Source organism: Streptosporangium canum (assembly GCF_900113865.1).
GTDB classification, from domain to species: Bacteria; Actinomycetota; Actinomycetes; order Streptosporangiales; family Streptosporangiaceae; genus Streptosporangium; species Streptosporangium canum.
In genome coordinates this window covers 48,163-61,897 of the sequence record NZ_FOQY01000027.1, presented here as the reverse complement: position 1 = coordinate 61,897, position 13,735 = coordinate 48,163, and the positions used below count along the sequence as shown (strand labels likewise).

Annotated in this window: 14 protein-coding genes; 8 read left to right on the top strand and 6 right to left on the bottom strand. The window is 68.5% G+C overall.

Features of this window, described 5'->3' with window-relative positions:
- Positions 1–61: 61 nt before the first annotated feature.
- Positions 62–580 (top strand): hypothetical protein, encoded by a 519-nt coding sequence (locus BM085_RS30780; RefSeq protein ID WP_093890358.1) that lies wholly within the window; start codon positions 62–64, stop codon positions 578–580.
- Between the two features lie 3 nt (positions 581–583).
- On the opposite strand, the gene BM085_RS44780 is transcribed toward BM085_RS30780, so the two are convergent.
- Positions 584–892: a hypothetical protein gene (locus BM085_RS44780; protein WP_093890357.1), complete on the bottom strand. Its 309-nt coding sequence runs from the start codon at positions 890–892 to the stop codon at positions 584–586.
- A 758-nt stretch (positions 893–1,650) separates the two neighbouring features.
- On the opposite strand from BM085_RS44780, the gene BM085_RS30770 reads away from it, so the two are divergent.
- Positions 1,651–2,346 carry a carboxymuconolactone decarboxylase family protein gene (locus BM085_RS30770; RefSeq protein ID WP_093890356.1) on the top strand — a complete coding sequence of 232 codons (696 nt, stop codon included), beginning with the start codon at positions 1,651–1,653 and terminating at the stop codon, positions 2,344–2,346.
- A gap of 266 nt (positions 2,347–2,612) precedes the next feature.
- Here BM085_RS30770 and BM085_RS44775 read toward each other — a convergent pair whose 3' ends face one another.
- The gene (locus BM085_RS44775) at positions 2,613–3,008 is read right to left on the bottom strand and encodes a nuclear transport factor 2 family protein (RefSeq protein ID WP_165781283.1); all 396 of its coding nucleotides are present in this window, start codon (positions 3,006–3,008) and stop codon (positions 2,613–2,615) included.
- Positions 3,009–3,330: 322 nt separating this feature from the next.
- Here BM085_RS44775 and BM085_RS30760 point away from each other — a divergent pair, with 322 nt between their 5' ends.
- From BM085_RS30760 to BM085_RS30750, 3 genes are all read left to right on the top strand, one after another.
- Positions 3,331–3,891, top strand: coding sequence for a carboxymuconolactone decarboxylase family protein (locus BM085_RS30760; protein WP_093890354.1), 561 nt, complete (start codon positions 3,331–3,333; stop codon positions 3,889–3,891).
- Positions 3,892–4,039: 148 nt separating this feature from the next.
- Positions 4,040–4,552: a hypothetical protein gene (locus tag BM085_RS30755; RefSeq protein ID WP_245789790.1), complete on the top strand. Its 513-nt coding sequence runs from the start codon at positions 4,040–4,042 to the stop codon at positions 4,550–4,552.
- 242 nt (positions 4,553–4,794) lie between these two features.
- Positions 4,795–6,396: an NAD(P)-binding domain-containing protein gene (locus tag BM085_RS30750; protein WP_093890352.1), complete on the top strand. Its 1,602-nt coding sequence runs from the start codon at positions 4,795–4,797 to the stop codon at positions 6,394–6,396.
- Here BM085_RS30750 and BM085_RS30745 read toward each other — a convergent pair.
- Positions 6,369–7,526 carry a carboxylate-amine ligase gene (locus BM085_RS30745; RefSeq protein WP_093890351.1) on the bottom strand — a complete coding sequence of 386 codons (1,158 nt, stop codon included), beginning with the start codon at positions 7,524–7,526 and terminating at the stop codon, positions 6,369–6,371. The genes BM085_RS30750 and BM085_RS30745 overlap by 28 nt on opposite strands.
- Positions 7,527–7,836: 310 nt before the next feature.
- On the opposite strand from BM085_RS30745, the gene BM085_RS30740 reads away from it, so the two are divergent.
- On the top strand, positions 7,837–8,769 hold the full coding sequence (locus BM085_RS30740) for a TrmH family RNA methyltransferase (protein ID WP_245789789.1): 933 nt from the start codon (positions 7,837–7,839) through the stop codon (positions 8,767–8,769).
- A gap of 171 nt (positions 8,770–8,940) precedes the next feature.
- Here BM085_RS30740 and BM085_RS30735 read toward each other — a convergent pair whose 3' ends face one another.
- Both BM085_RS30735 and BM085_RS30730 read right to left on the bottom strand, forming a co-directional pair.
- Entirely contained in the window at positions 8,941–9,747 is an 807-nt protein-coding gene (locus tag BM085_RS30735; protein ID WP_143121133.1) for a hypothetical protein, read from the bottom strand.
- A gap of 229 nt (positions 9,748–9,976) precedes the next feature.
- Complete coding sequence (locus BM085_RS30730; protein ID WP_093890349.1) at positions 9,977–10,219, bottom strand: hypothetical protein; 243 nt, start codon at positions 10,217–10,219, stop codon at positions 9,977–9,979.
- Between the two features lie 800 nt (positions 10,220–11,019).
- Here BM085_RS30730 and BM085_RS30725 point away from each other — a divergent pair.
- Positions 11,020–11,418, top strand: coding sequence for a hypothetical protein (locus BM085_RS30725; protein WP_093890348.1), 399 nt, complete (start codon positions 11,020–11,022; stop codon positions 11,416–11,418).
- A 521-nt stretch (positions 11,419–11,939) separates the two neighbouring features.
- Positions 11,940–12,479 (top strand): hypothetical protein, encoded by a 540-nt coding sequence (locus BM085_RS30720; protein WP_093890347.1) that lies wholly within the window; start codon positions 11,940–11,942, stop codon positions 12,477–12,479.
- A 21-nt stretch (positions 12,480–12,500) separates the two neighbouring features.
- Here the strand turns inward: BM085_RS30720 and BM085_RS30715 are convergent, their stop codons facing one another.
- Complete coding sequence (locus BM085_RS30715) at positions 12,501–13,187, bottom strand: hypothetical protein (protein ID WP_093890346.1); 687 nt, start codon at positions 13,185–13,187, stop codon at positions 12,501–12,503.
- Between the last annotated feature and the right edge of the window lie 548 nt (positions 13,188–13,735).

The following is a 13,735-nucleotide window of genomic DNA, read 5'->3' as shown; positions in this document are numbered from 1 at the left end:
GCGCCGGCGGGAGAGCCGGCCGGGAGGCCGGTGGGAGAGCCGGCCGGGAGAGGGGATCGCCATGCCGTTTCCGGTGACGCGCAGCGGGGACGAGGCGCACCTCTACCTCGACCTGCACCCGTGCTCGTGCGGTTCGGCCGACACGGTCTGGGAGAGCGTGCCGGGGAGCGTCGACGGAGAGCCCGTCGCCCGTTACTCCGGCACGTGCCCGGGCTGCGACGCGGAGCGGGAGTTCCTGTTCGGCCTGCCGGAGCGCGAGGTGCCGCCCGTACGTTTCCCCACCTTCGGCGGTCCGGAGCCGTCGCGGTTGCTGGACGCCGGGGAGTGGATGTGGGTGGCCGACCTGACGGCGGGCAGCGTTCCGGCCGACGAGCCGCGTGCGGCGGAGCAGGCGCTGACGATCGCGGCGGCGGCGGTCGAGGAGGTGATCAAGTTCATCCCCCCCGGGGAGGACGAGGTGCCCGAGCGTGCGTTCTGGTCCGACCGAGGTCGGCGCGTGCGCGCCGCCGAGCCGTCCCGGTTCATCCTCGACCGGTTGCTGATCGTCCGGAACACCTACCGGGACGCCGCCACCCGGTGACGCTCACGGCCGTCCCCCGCAGACCGCCACCCGGTAGCGGCCCCGGTGGCGCTCACGGAGCCGCGGCGCGGGCATGGGGGCGTCCTGCTCGCGGGCGCGCCGCCGGCTGATCCTCGCGACCCGCGGCGTTACGCCCGTGAGAGGGCCGCCGTCCGCCCACTCGCAGGTCAGCCCCCGCAGCGTGCCGGCCAGCAGCGGCTGCCCCTCCAGCACCGCCCGGTCGAGCACGAACACGGCGGGCAGCGCCCGGTACAGCGGGGCCGCGACCGCCTCCCGGAAGGGGTGGAGCCTTTCGTCGCCGGGAGCGTTCACCGGGCGGGCGCCGGCGGTTCCCAGGAGGCGGCGGCCGGGGCGGCCTGCCGGTCGAAGAACGCTCCGGCGTACCTGCGGGTGATCTCCAAAGAGCGGGTCCGGGGCGGGCCGGGGCCGTTGACCGGCTAATGTCACGATTTCAATATCACGTTGCCGTTGCCGCGATATATCGGATTTATCACCGTATTCGCCGCAAACTTGCCCGTAGCTCTGATTCCCCGGAACGTGCGTACATCGGGGCGCGATGAATGCACGGAAGCCGGGTTCCGGACGGAGACGGGCACCGCTGGTCTTCCGCCGTGTGTTCAGTGGACCGCCCCGGCTGGTCGCGGCTTTCGGCGCGATCCTGCTCGTCACCACGACCCTCGTCAGGCTGACCAGTACGCCACCTCGGTGACGGACGGGGGCGTCCGCCGGACGCGGGAGAGGGCAGCGATCAGGACCGCCGGAGCCGTGATCGAATCCCCGCCGCACGGCGACCCCGGCCGCGGGACCGTGGGCGACCGGCGCCGCTGCCCCCGCGACACCCCTTGCCGGGTGGCCTTCGTCCGCGTGGCGCACCGGGCCGGCGTCCCGCCGCGCGTGCTCGCCGAGGCGGGGACATCCCCACCGTGCCCGCCCCTGTCAAATTCCGGGCTGGCAGGAAGTGGTTTCCGACGGGCAGCTTGATGACTTCGAACCGGCTGGTTCACGGGGCGCGGAGAACGCAGAGTTATTTGTACGAGGACATATGGACAGCTCTGCAAAGGAGTCAAGAGATGACGAACGCACTCGCCTATCCGACCCGCCCGAATGTCACCGAAAAACTGTCGGACATCCTTTCTTCCCGCGCCCCCTCCTGCGATGTGGAATGGGCGGACCGCACCCGTCCGGGACAGTTCAACCATGAGGGGGCGTCCACGCCGCACATCGCTCTCAACTCCGACGACCCCGGAATCCGCGGCCTGTTCAAATTCCGGCCGGAGGCGGCTTTCCCGCTGAACGGGCTGGTGGAGGTGCTGCTGTTCCGGGAGAACTCCCTGTCGCGCGGGGAGCGGGAGCTGATCGCCACATATGTTTCGGCGCTGAACGAGTGCAGGTTCTGTTTCTTCACGCACGCGGCCATCGCGGCCGCGCATCTTCCCGAGGGGATGACGCTGGTGGAGCAGGTCCGCGCGGATCTGGACGCGGCGCCGGTCTCGGAGAAGCTGAGGGCGTTGCTGGCCATCGCGGCCGCGGTCCAGCAGGGCGGCAAGCAGGTCTCCAGGGCGGACGTCGACGCCGCCCGGGAGGCGGGTGCAACGGATCTGGAGATCCACGACACGGTGCTGATCGCGGCGGCGTTCTGCATGTACAACCGCTACGTCGACGGCCTGGGCACGATCGCCTCCGACGACCCCGCGCACTACGCCGTGCGCGCTCAGCGGAGCGACGGGTATCTGGCGGTGCTGACCGACTCGCTGAGCCAGGGCTGACGGCGGCGCCGGCGGGTGCGCGCGCCCGCATCCGGGACGGAGACCGGGAAAGAGCCGGAGAGGAACGGAGGAGAGCCGGAGGAGAACGGAGGAGAGCCGGAGAGGATATGCCGGCTGTGTGGCAGGCCCAACCACCACGGAGGTTCTCGGCGCAGATCGGATTGTGCGGAAAACAGCCGACTGGCGGTAGGGCCTGCTGTGATCGACCGATAGCCGGTATCAGCGCCGAATGGTCACCGAGATGGGGTGGGAATGGCGCATCCTGTTTACTCGAAGAACGCGTCGATGTTGTAAAGGTCCTGCGGGTAGCTCCAGCGCTCGCTGATCTTTCCGTCGGTGATGCGGAACACGTGGACACCGCGGTCGTCCAGCTGCCGGCCCGCGCGCTCTCCGTGGACGCGTACCGTCACCACGGTGCGGTCCTCGCCGGGGATGATGGAATCGGGCTCGAAGCGGACCGAACCGTCGGTCATTTCGGTGAACTTCGCGAGATAGCCCAGCACCTGGTCTTTCCCGTGATATTCACCGGCCAGCGGGCCTCGGCCCGGAACATGGAAGACAACCTCGTCGGCGAGCAGGTTGTCACGGACGTGATCCAAGTCTCCCTTGGCGAGCGCGTCGTAGCTGTCACGGGCAAGGGTGATTTTGGGGTCTTCAGACACGAATGTCCTCCTTGCGATAGCTGATGGGTATTTGCGCGCATTGGTGACGCTAGCTTGGCCAGCACGAGCGGACAAGGGAGTGAGGACACACTTACCGTGAGGCCATATGGCCGTGACTGGGACAGTCAGGGGACACGCGTACCGTGAGGCCATATGGCCGCGGCCGGGGCAGTTAATGGCTCTTTCATACCAAATAATGTGATGTCCGAAAAGGGGCCGTTGACAGCCATGCGCCGTTGTAGCGATCATGAGCATTTGTCGGATGATTTGTGCGCTAAGGCGGCGTGGAAGATGCCTTCATCTCGCCGGTAAGGGAACCTTTATGCCCCACATCACGCTTAACTCGGACGCGCCGGGGATCCGCGGCCTGTTCATGTTCCGCCCGGAGACCGCCCGTCCACTGAACGAGCTGGTGGAGGTGCTGCTCCGGCAGGAGAGCACCCTGTCGCGCGGGGAGCGGGAGCTGATCGCCGCGTACGTGTCGGCGCTGAACGAGTGCCGATACTGCTTCTCCTCGCACGCCGCCTACGCGGCCGCGCAGCTTCCCGAGGGGATGGCGCTGGTGGAGCAGGTCCGTGCCGATCTCGGGGCCGCGCCGGTCTCGGAGAAGCTGAGAGCACTGCTGGCCATCGCGGCCGCGGTCCAGCAGAGCGGGCAGAAGGTCTCCGAGCAGGAGATCGCCGCCGCACGCGAGACGGGCGCGACGGATCTGGAGATCCACGACACGGTGCTGATCGCGGCGGCGTTCTGCATGTACAACCGCTACGTCGACGGCCTGGCCACGATCGCCCCCGACGACCCGGCCTCCTACACCGCACGGGCACAGCGGATCGTCTCGGACGGTTACCTGGCGTTGCTCGCCGAATCGCAACGCCAGAGCTGAGGATCCGCATCGGGGAACGTACGCCTGTGCCCTCGAGAGGCGCCGAGAAGAACACACGCCGACCACCCGGCGGACCCGACCACCGTGAAGGACACCCATGGCGAGCCACTCAGGTGCGTTACCGGCCAGACCAGGTCTGATCAGTTCGATGAACACCGACTACCACCGGATCGGGGTGAACGCCTTCCTGGTGATCGTGCTGGCACACTGGGCCGAGCACGTGACGCAGGCCGTACAGATCTACGTCATGGGCTGGCCGGTCCCGGAGGCGCGCGGCGTGCTGGGGCTGCCGTTCCCGTGGCTGGTGACATCCGAGTGGATGCACTACGGCTACGCGCTGGTCATGCTCGCCGGGCTGATCCTGCTCCGGAAGGGCTTCACCGGTCGCGCCCGCACCTGGTGGAACATCTCCCTGGGCATCCAGGCCTGGCACCACCTGGAGCATCTGCTGCTGCTCGGCCAGGCACTCACCGGGCTCCACCTGATGGGCAAGCCGGTGCCGACCAGCATGATCCAGCTCCTGGTGCCCCGCGTCGAGCTGCACCTGTTCTACAACGCGATCGTGTTCGCGCCCATGGTGGTCGCCATGTGGCTGCACCGCAGGCCGAATAAGACCGAACGGGCAGCCATGACTTGCCGCTGTGCCACTGCCGCGGCCTGAACGATGTGATCTCCTGAGACCGTTGCCCCGCGGGGCGGGAGCCGACGGCGCCCCCGCGGGGCGCACCGGCCACCGCGCCCGGGACGTCCGACCGGACGGACGGGACCGCCCACGCCGCGCGTGCGGCGCCCCACGTCTTCAACCGCACGAGGAGTGCCCTTGCCCCGCACCGCTCTGACCACCGACGCGTCCGGCACCGCCGGCCACATGGACCTGCCGGCCGGGACGGAGCGTCAGGGCCGATGACGACGACGGGATCCGGCGAGCACATCCACCGCTACCTGATCATCGGCGCCGGGCCCGGCGGTCTGCAGATCAGCTACTTCCTGCAGCGGGCCGGCGCCGACTACCTCACCCTGGAGCGGGAGGCCGAGCCGGGGGGCTTCTTCCGCCACTACCCGCGCCACCGCAGGCTGATCTCGCTGAACAAGGTCCACACCGGCGAGAAGGACCCGGAGATCGCCCTGCGCTGGGACTGGAACTCCCTGCTCAACGACGCGCCCGGCCTGCTGTTCCCCCGCTACTCGCAGGAGTACTTCCCGTCCCCGGACGACCTGCTGCGCTACCTGGCCGACTTCCAGCGGGAGCACGCGCTCAACGTGCGCTTCTCCACCGCCGTCGACCGGGTCGAGAAGGTGGACGGGGTCTTCGTCGTGCACACCGCGGGCGAGGTGTTCCGCGCCGAATGCCTGATCATGGCGACCGGCTGGGGCGGACCCAACATCCCCGGCATCCCGGGGATCGAGCTGGCCGTCGGGTATGAGGACATGTCGACCGCCCCGGAGGATTTCACCGACAAGCGGGTGCTGATCATCGGCAAGGGCAACTCGGCGTTCGAGACCGCCCAGGCCATCCTCGGTCACGCCTCCGTCGTCCACCTGGCCAGCCCGCGTCCGGTCCGGTTCGCGTGGACGAGCAAACACCCCGGCGACGTGCGCGGCCAGTACGGCGCGCTGCTGGACAGCTACTGGTTCAAGACCCTGCACGGCGTGCTGGAATGCCAGATCGACCGGCTCTGGCGCGAGGGCGACCGGTTCAAGGCGGAGATCACCTACACTCTCGCCGAGGGCGAGCAGGCGCTGCTGGAGTACGACGTGGTGCTGCGCTGCACCGGCTTCACCATGGACACCGCCCTCTTCGACGACTCCTGCCGGCCCGAACTCGCCCCGAACGGACGGATCCCGGCGATCGGCCCCGACTTCCAGTCGACGAACGTCGATGGCCTGTACTTCGCCGGCACCCTGATGCAGGGCCGCGACTTCAAGGGCGCGTCCTCGGCGTTCATCGACGGGTTCCGCTACAACCTGCGCACCCTGGCCCGCCTGCTCGACGAACGCTACGGACAGGCCCCGCTCGACCACCGGCTGCTGCCGGTCGACGCCGACCAGCTGACCGCGACCATGCTGGAGCGGGTGAACTACAGCTCGGCGCTGTGGACCCAGTTCGAATACCTGTGCGACGTGTACGTGGTCGACCAGGCCACCGGCCGGATCCTTCACTACGCGGACCTGCCGGAGGACTACGCGGTCGACCGGTTCGCGGAGCATCCCCTGTACTTCACCCTCACCCTGCGGTGGGGGCGCGGCGACTACGGTGACGTGTTCGCCATCCAGCGGCACCCGACCCCCGACCGGGCGCACGAGAGCGCCTTCCTCCATCCCGTCGTCCGGGCCTGGAGCCATCGCGAGATGGTCGCCGAACAGCATCTGCTGGAGGACCTGCTCGCGGTGTGGCGTCACCCGGTCCGGCACGTGCAGCCGCTACGCGCCTTCCTGACCTCCCGGCTCGCGCCTCCGGCGGACGCGCCGGACTCCGCTCAGCCCCACATCCCCGAGCCGTCCTGATCCACCAGACGCTCGATCAGATGGTCGACCACGTCGGCGGGCCGCCCACGGCGATCGTGGGCCGCCCGCTGACGCGCCGCCCCGCTGCCGGCGGCGCGCAGCCGCTTCAGCCGTACGGTCACCGTCTCCAGGTCGCCGGTCCGCTCCAGGGACGGGCCGATGTGCCGCAGCAGCGCCTCGCACAGCTCGGTGGCGGGGACCAGGCGGCCGGTGAGCGGGTCGATGCCCCGCCCCTCCAAGCCGTCACGGGCCGCCTGCCAGTAGGCCGCCCGTAGCAGCTCGGCCGACAGGCGCGGGCCGGGATCACCGGCGTCCACCCGCTCCAGCGACACCACCACCAGTGCCCGCACCACGGCCGCGAGCAGCGCGGACTCCTCGGCGGTGGCCGGCACGTCGGTCACCCGGATCTCCAGCGTCGGCAGCCGCGCCGAGGGGCGGATGTCCCAGAAGATCGTCCCCGGGTCCACCAGCACTCCGGCCTCGGTCAGCGTGCCGGTCAGCTCCTCGAACTCGGCCAGGGAGGCGAAGTACGGCGGCGGCCCGGCCACCGGCCACTTCCCCCAGCTCAGCGTCCGCCAGCTCGCGTATCCGGTGTCACGGCCCGCCCAGAACGGGGAGTTGGCCATCAGCGCGATGAGCACCGGCAACCACGGCCGCAGGTGGTTGCTCACCAGCACCGCCCGCTCGCGGTCGGGCAGGTGCACATGGACGTGTCCCGCGCAGATGCTCTGCTCGTCGTGGAGCGCCCGGTAGGTGCCGATCCCCACCTCGTAGCGCGGATGGTCGGTGATCGGCGGCGGGACGATCTCGCCCAGCACCGGCGTGCCCGAGGCGATCACCGCCAGCCCTCCGGTCCGGGCCGCGGCGGCCATCGCCGACCGCATCCGCCGTAGCCGCCCCTCCAGCTCGGAGATGTCGGCGCACGGCGGCGTCTTGGCCTCCACCTGGAACCTGGTGATCTCCGTGCTCACCTGCTCGCCCAGCTCGGCGGCGCGCTCCAGCACCGCGGCCGCCTCCGGCGCCACCGCCCGCGTCGACGGGTCGACGACCAGGTACTCCTCCTCCACCCCCACCAGAGGGCAGAGCGCGTCGAAGGTCGATGAATCCGATGAGTCCACGGTCGCCGTCATCCCTGCTCCACTCCCGCCCGGGGCGGATCGCCCGTGTCCGGTGGCATGCCCACCGACGTCACGCTATCTATTCGATCTTGTTTCTGCGGGGATAAAAGGGCATCTCCTTCAACGGACGGTCCTCTCCTGGGCGGTTCGCCGGGTGGGCGCCGGCGTGCCGGACCGGCGGTGCCGGTGAGCTCTCCGGCGATCCGGTCGCTCGGCGGCAGTTCAAGGTAGGGAGGGCAAGGTAGGGAGGAGGAGACATGCGTGTCCGGCCGGCGTCGGCTGATCAAGATCCGAGGTGGGGCCTGGCTGTTAGCCTTGTCCCGTGCCGGGCAGAGAACACGACAGCGGAGCGAAGCGGAGCAGCCGCGCCAGGACGCGCGGGCCCCTCGTGGCCGCGTCGCCTCCCGTCCGGGCCACCCGGCCCGGACGGGTGCCGAGGGTCACCGCCCGCAACGCGCTCTTCCAGCAGTGGCAGGCGCTGCTGACCAACCGCACCAAGCGCCAGCGCACCGGGGAGTTCCTCATCCACGGCGTGCGGCCCATCACGCTGGCCGTCGAGCACGGCTGGCCGCTGCGCACCCTGCTGTATCCGGCCGGCCAGCGGTTGTCGGAGTGGGCGCGGCGCCTGATCGACGACAGCGGCGTCCCGCTCGCCGAGGTCGCCCCGGAGCTGCTGCATGAGCTGGGCGAGCGGGAGTCGGACGCGCCCGAGCTGATCGCGGTCGGCGCGCTGCTCCCCGACGACCTCGACCGGCTGCGGCCGGGGCCGGGCTTCCTGGGGGTGGCCTTCGACCGCCCCGGCAACCCCGGCAACATCGGCACGCTGGTGCGTTCGGCCGACGCCTTCGGCGCCGCGGGCCTGATCGTGACCGGTCACGCCGCCGACGTCTACGACCCCAAGTCGGTGCGGGCGAGCACCGGATCGCTGTTCAGCCTGCCGGTGGTGCGCCGGCCCTCGCCGGAGGACGTGCTCGACTGGGTCGGCGCGCAGCGCGACAGGGGGCTGCCGATCAGGATCGTGGGCACCGACGAGAGCGGCTCGACGCCGATCTCCGGATGCGATCTCACCGTTCCCACCCTGCTGGTGGTCGGCAACGAGACCGCGGGCATGAGCGCACGCTGGCGTGAGATGTGCGACGAGGTCGTGCGGATCCCGATGGGGGGCGCCGCCAGCTCGCTCAACGCCGCCTCGGCCGGCACCCTCGTGCTGTACGAGGCCGCCCGGCAGCGCGACTTCCCCGCCACGGACCGGTGACCCCGCCTCCAACGGTCCGTGGCGTCGGCCGTACCGCGGTCGGCGGTGTCAGGTGCGCCGAGGTCCGTGGCGCGGTCGGCGGTGTCAGGTGCGCCGAGGTCCGTGGCGCGGTCGGCGGTGTCAGGTGCGCCGAGGTCCGTGGCGTCGGCCGTACCACGGGGTGGAACGGGGTCAGATCTCGTCGACCGTCCCGCACTCGCCTTCCTTGAGCGGAGCGGCCTTGTCGTCGTAGGCGTCGTCCACCCGGCCGCCCCCGCCTCCCTCTCCGCTGTAGTCGGGCCGGAGGAACCCGTCCGGAGAGTCGCACTCCGTTCCGGCCGACCAGAACTCGGTGCTCTCGCCGTCCCAGTTGCGCAGCCGGGCACCCGGCTCGTCCCGCCAGAACTCGTGCCGCGCCTTGACGAGGACCATCACCCGGACGATGGGGCTGTCCTTGCCCGCCGGCCGGAGCGCGTAGACGAACCGCGCCTCGTAGTTCACCCACAGCTCGGGCCGGCCGTCCTCGTCCGCGCCCGACTCGGCGGCCAGTTTTCCCCGTACTTTGACCACGTCGCCGACCAGTTCGGCCGAACCGGGGGCGAAGCTGGTTACCCAGGCGCGGCTGTTCTTGTCCTGGTCCTTGTGGTCCAGGTTCCGCAGGAAGTCCTTCCGCTGCTGGGGGTCGAGCTGCTTCGCGAAGGCGTCCGGCCTGCCGCCGAGCAGGGTCTGCCCGTCGAGGTGGGCGGCCCTCAGCATCCGCCTGCTGGTCAGGAACGCCGATCGTACGTCCCCGGCGGAGAAGCGCTGCACCGGTCGCGCCTCGGGAACGACGATGCCGTCGATCCCTTCGGCGAATTTCTCCGCGGGCGACCCCCGGAACGGCTGGCTCGCGGTGATCACTGCCTGGTCGGCCGTCAGCTCGCCGAGCACCCCGCATCCCGTCAGAGCCCCCGCCAGGCATCCCGCCATGATCATTCGCGCTACCCCGTGGTTCGACATAGCAGGATGATAGTTATCGATCTACCCCGGCTTTACCTCAGATGATCAGGGGGAGGCGGTCGCTCGGCGAACCGCTGCGAACCGGCGGGCACGTGCCTTCGCCAGAGGGAGCCGTCGATCCGGCGCCGGGGGAGGGCCTTCGACGGTCATGAACGGGTCTTCGCGCCGACGGCGTGTTCGAAGAGGTCGGCCGGCTCGCGGGGCTCCGGACATAGCCCTGGCCGTCCCCTCAGTCGCCCTTTTTCCCCCTGCTGAGCAGCCCACTGACGAGTAGAACGCCTCCGGGAATGAGAAAGACGAATGCGAGCAGGCGCTGACTGCTCTGCTCGTCCGGGCACTGGAACCAGCTGTCCGGAACGAACGCGCTCCCGCATGTGTTGTCGTCGGAGTGGTGGATGGGCGAGAACCCGATGAAGAGTCCCACCAGAGTGGCAGCGATTCCGGCCGTGATGACTAAATGAACCCTGCTCATTGGACCTCCGCGATTTTCGGATCTCGGACCTTGGTCGAGTGTCTGCCTCTGCCCTGAGAACGACAAGTCCCCAGGGCGGAAACAGCGACAGAGCGAGCAATAGTCAAGACTCGATGACTTCCAAGTCATGGACGGCTGTCATGTCTCCGACAGTAGGCGAGGCCTCTGTCCGGGTGGCTGGAAATGCCGCCTCGGTACGGTGCGTCCACCTCCTGACGGCGCCGGCCGGGGGCCGGGAAGACCGGCGGTCCGTCCGAGAAGGCCATCGACAAGGAACAGATCGCCCAACGGCTTGCTCCTGAGCGGTTCGAATCCCAATCCCGTACGGCGGCCGGCCATGACGTGGCGATCGTGTGGACTGTGGTGGTACGGCCGGCGCTCCGACCCGATCACCATCCCGGAGCCGGGCCTCCCCTGATGATCGACTCTGCGAGAGATGATCGCGACCAGGGAGATGGGCCCACGGGAGAACGACACCTCTGGGTTCAAACGGCAGGGATCAGTGGGTCTCACCTGCGCGAACGGATGTTTTGTACAGACAGGACGGCCAATGAGGACAAGGTTTTACGTAGCCTTGACGAGTACATAACGTGAATGTATAACATGCATGTAAGTGATCACGTGCGGCCGCCCGGAGACTGTGGAGCTCGACGACCTCTGCCACGGATCCGGCCCGCCCGGTCGTCTTCTGTCATGGCGTCACCACAGGGGTGTGCGTACCGTGACGCCTGCCGACCGGCGGGTTACGCGGCTGTAGATGATCGCGCTTCGCCGGACTACCACCCCTCAGGAGATTTTCTGTGCGCAGATTCAAGCAGGGAGCCGCGCTCGCAGTCGCCACTGTGGCCGCGCTCGCCGGAACCTTCGCCGCCGGCAGCCCGGCGATGGCGGCATCGTCGCCAGTCGCGGCCTGCGGCGGCGGCTCCTACCACGTGATCGACAAGCACGACCTGGGCAAGGCCACCGTCTACCTGCTGTACAACGGCACCACCAACTGCGTGGTCACCTGGAAGGACAGCCCCAACAGCACCTTCGTCCTCGCCGAGGTTTTGAAAAGGGGGGGCAACTTGTTGACCGACTCGGGTAATTACTCCACTTACGCCGGCCCGGTGAAGGTCTCCGCTAGAGGGGAGTGCATCGCTTGGGGCGGCATATACGGCAGCACGCAATGGGGCTCGCCTTGGAGTCATTGCGGCTGATCAGAGCGCCTGACCTCGCACAGATCCTTCCGAGCCTGGTCTCCTGCGGGCTGGCTTGGCCCAGGCGAGCATCGGCCAAGGGTTGACGAACGCACCCGACTCCCTTGGATCGGTACTTCAAAGATTTTCACGTTGAGCGTGGTGTCAGCGACGAGTCGTGTCCGGACCTCACCGGCGCTGTGGCGGTGGGCGATCACGATCACACCGGCCGTTGTGTTGCCGAGCGGCCGGTCGATTCGCAGGTGTCCGAAGCAGACGTGTCCGATGACATCAGCGGTGTCAGCTTGTCCATCGCACGGACGCGTACGTAGGCTCTTCGGTCTTGAGGGTGAATTCTCCCCCAAGACCGAAGAGCTGGTAAACGCCGTAGCGAGGCGTCGGCGCGTACCGTACCGGCGAGTAGAGCCTGGCCGGCGCGGCGTGCGTGCGATGGCGGTCCGGAGTCCTGCCACACGCCAGGACCGGCCTGACCCACACGGCTCTCACTGGCCCTGCCCGATGTCTGCGCGCCGGGGTTCGCTATGCATCCCTACGAGCAGGCCGATGAGCTCTGCCAGGCCGTCGACGAGTTGGGCGTCCGCATCTACACAGCGTTGCGCGACGGTGGTCTCGACGCCGACCCCCTCGTCGATCTGGCTTGCCTGATGAAGGAGTGGGGCGCGCCCAGTCCTGTCACGCGGGAACTCCTCGAACGTCTCGCTACCGAGTTGACGGCCGCCGACCTGGCCCGGCTGGGCGAGGCCCTTCTCGACGAGATCGGCTTCGGGCCGACCTTCGCTCTGGAACCGGACCTGCTGGTGCCGCTGGAGGAGGCACTGAAGGTCGTGGAGCGGGACGTCCGCGCCGCGGGGATCACCGGAACGCTTCGGATGATCGTCCCTGACTGGGACGTCATGGGCATGGCATGGGTGGAGTCCGAGGGCGGATCTCGGGATCGGGCTTCACAGCCGAAGCTCTCGGCAACCCGGCCCGTCTCCCTCCTGTCAGGATGGCCCTGTGTCCTACATGCGAGCTGCAACTCTGAGACGGGTCATCGGTGGCGTCCGTGGAGCTCAGCATGAGTGCGACGATCAGCCGCGTGGTCAAGGCCTGTAGATGTTCGACAGCGGCAGATAGGAGCTGAAGTGGTCGACCACGATGTCTGCCACGGCCTCCGCATCGTCGAGCCCGTCAACCTCAAGGACTCGTATGCTCAGGCGACGAGCGGAGCGGACGGCCTCGTCGGCGACGAGGCGGTCTCGGGCGAGTCGGTTGCGCTGTGCTCGATCAGGGTCGCTGACCGCGTGATTGACGGCGGCGGCACGGGGCAGCTCGCGGAACTGACGCTCACGGAATCCCTCGCTCGGCACCATCACGATCATTCGACGGGGTGAGTCGATGATGGGGGCGACCAGTTCGGGACGGAGTCCCCAGCCTTCGGCGATGATGGGTCGCCCCGATACCAGGCCGCGCAGGTCGTCCAGAGCCCACTCGAACCGCGTGGGGAAGCCGGCCAGGGTCTCGTCAGCCATCTCTTGAGGGCTGGTGTTCACCCAGACGCTGTCCGGGTCGGGATCTGCGACGGGCTCGCCAAGTCGCGCTCGACGTGCGATCCGACGGTCATTGTGTGCACGCGCGTCGTGATAGTCGTAGTGGTACGCGGTCAGCCCGTATCGGGTGGCCAGCAGCCTGGCGACGGTGGATTTGCCGGCCCATTGGCCACCTCCGATCCATAGGGCGCTGTGCAAAGTGCCGAACGGATCCCAAACCTCACTACCTGTAGCGTTCACGGTTACAGCCTGACAGCTGTACAGGCCGAAGAAACAGTCTTGTTCTGCCTGCCTGGCCGGGAGATGATCATAGAGAGGGGCAGCGGCACACTCTCCGCTCGTAACCTGTCGAACGCCCGGACGGCGGGCGGGCGGAGGGCCGGGGTGCGCCGCCGCTTTGATACCTGTAAGAACAGTTCGGCAGACTGGCCTTGGAAAACCGATCTGTTCCTTCGGCCACATGACCCAGGAGCTGTCTGAATGAGCTCGACGTTAGCGATTGGGCAGGCGTTCCTGTTGACAATGGGCTGCGGAAACGCCGCGCTGGGCCTCTACGCTCTGTTGGCCGGCCGACTTCCTCGGCTACCTGTCGTCGGGCGTGACCGTCTTGACCCTCGCCGGTACGGGGCGGGGCAGATTCTGATGTCGACGTTTGCGTTTTCTATCGTACTGAGCCAAGTGCTCATGGACCGGGCACCTGACTTTTCCATGGTGCTGATCATGGCAGGGCTCGGGTTCTTCCTGGGCGGCATCTGGTTGACGGTTCCCACTGAAGGGTCTCAGCGGTC

Coding starts and splice junctions, on each gene's coding strand:
- BM085_RS30780 (WP_093890358.1), top strand. CDS start 62: ATGCCGTTTCCGGTGACGCGCAGCGGGGACGAGGCGCACCTCTACCTC.
- BM085_RS30760 (WP_093890354.1), top strand. CDS start 3,331: ATGCCCCACATCACGCTTAACTCGGACGCGCCGGGGATCCGCGGCCTG.
- BM085_RS30730 (WP_093890349.1), bottom strand. CDS start 10,219: ATGAGCAGGGTTCATTTAGTCATCACGGCCGGAATCGCTGCCACTCTG.
- BM085_RS30720 (WP_093890347.1), top strand. CDS start 11,940: ATGCATCCCTACGAGCAGGCCGATGAGCTCTGCCAGGCCGTCGACGAG.
- BM085_RS30770 (WP_093890356.1), top strand. CDS start 1,651: ATGACGAACGCACTCGCCTATCCGACCCGCCCGAATGTCACCGAAAAA.
- BM085_RS30745 (WP_093890351.1), bottom strand. CDS start 7,526: ATGACGGCGACCGTGGACTCATCGGATTCATCGACCTTCGACGCGCTC.
- BM085_RS30735 (WP_143121133.1), bottom strand. CDS start 9,747: ATGTCGAACCACGGGGTAGCGCGAATGATCATGGCGGGATGCCTGGCG.
- BM085_RS30750 (WP_093890352.1), top strand. CDS start 4,795: ATGACGACGACGGGATCCGGCGAGCACATCCACCGCTACCTGATCATC.
- BM085_RS30755 (WP_245789790.1), top strand. CDS start 4,040: ATGAACACCGACTACCACCGGATCGGGGTGAACGCCTTCCTGGTGATC.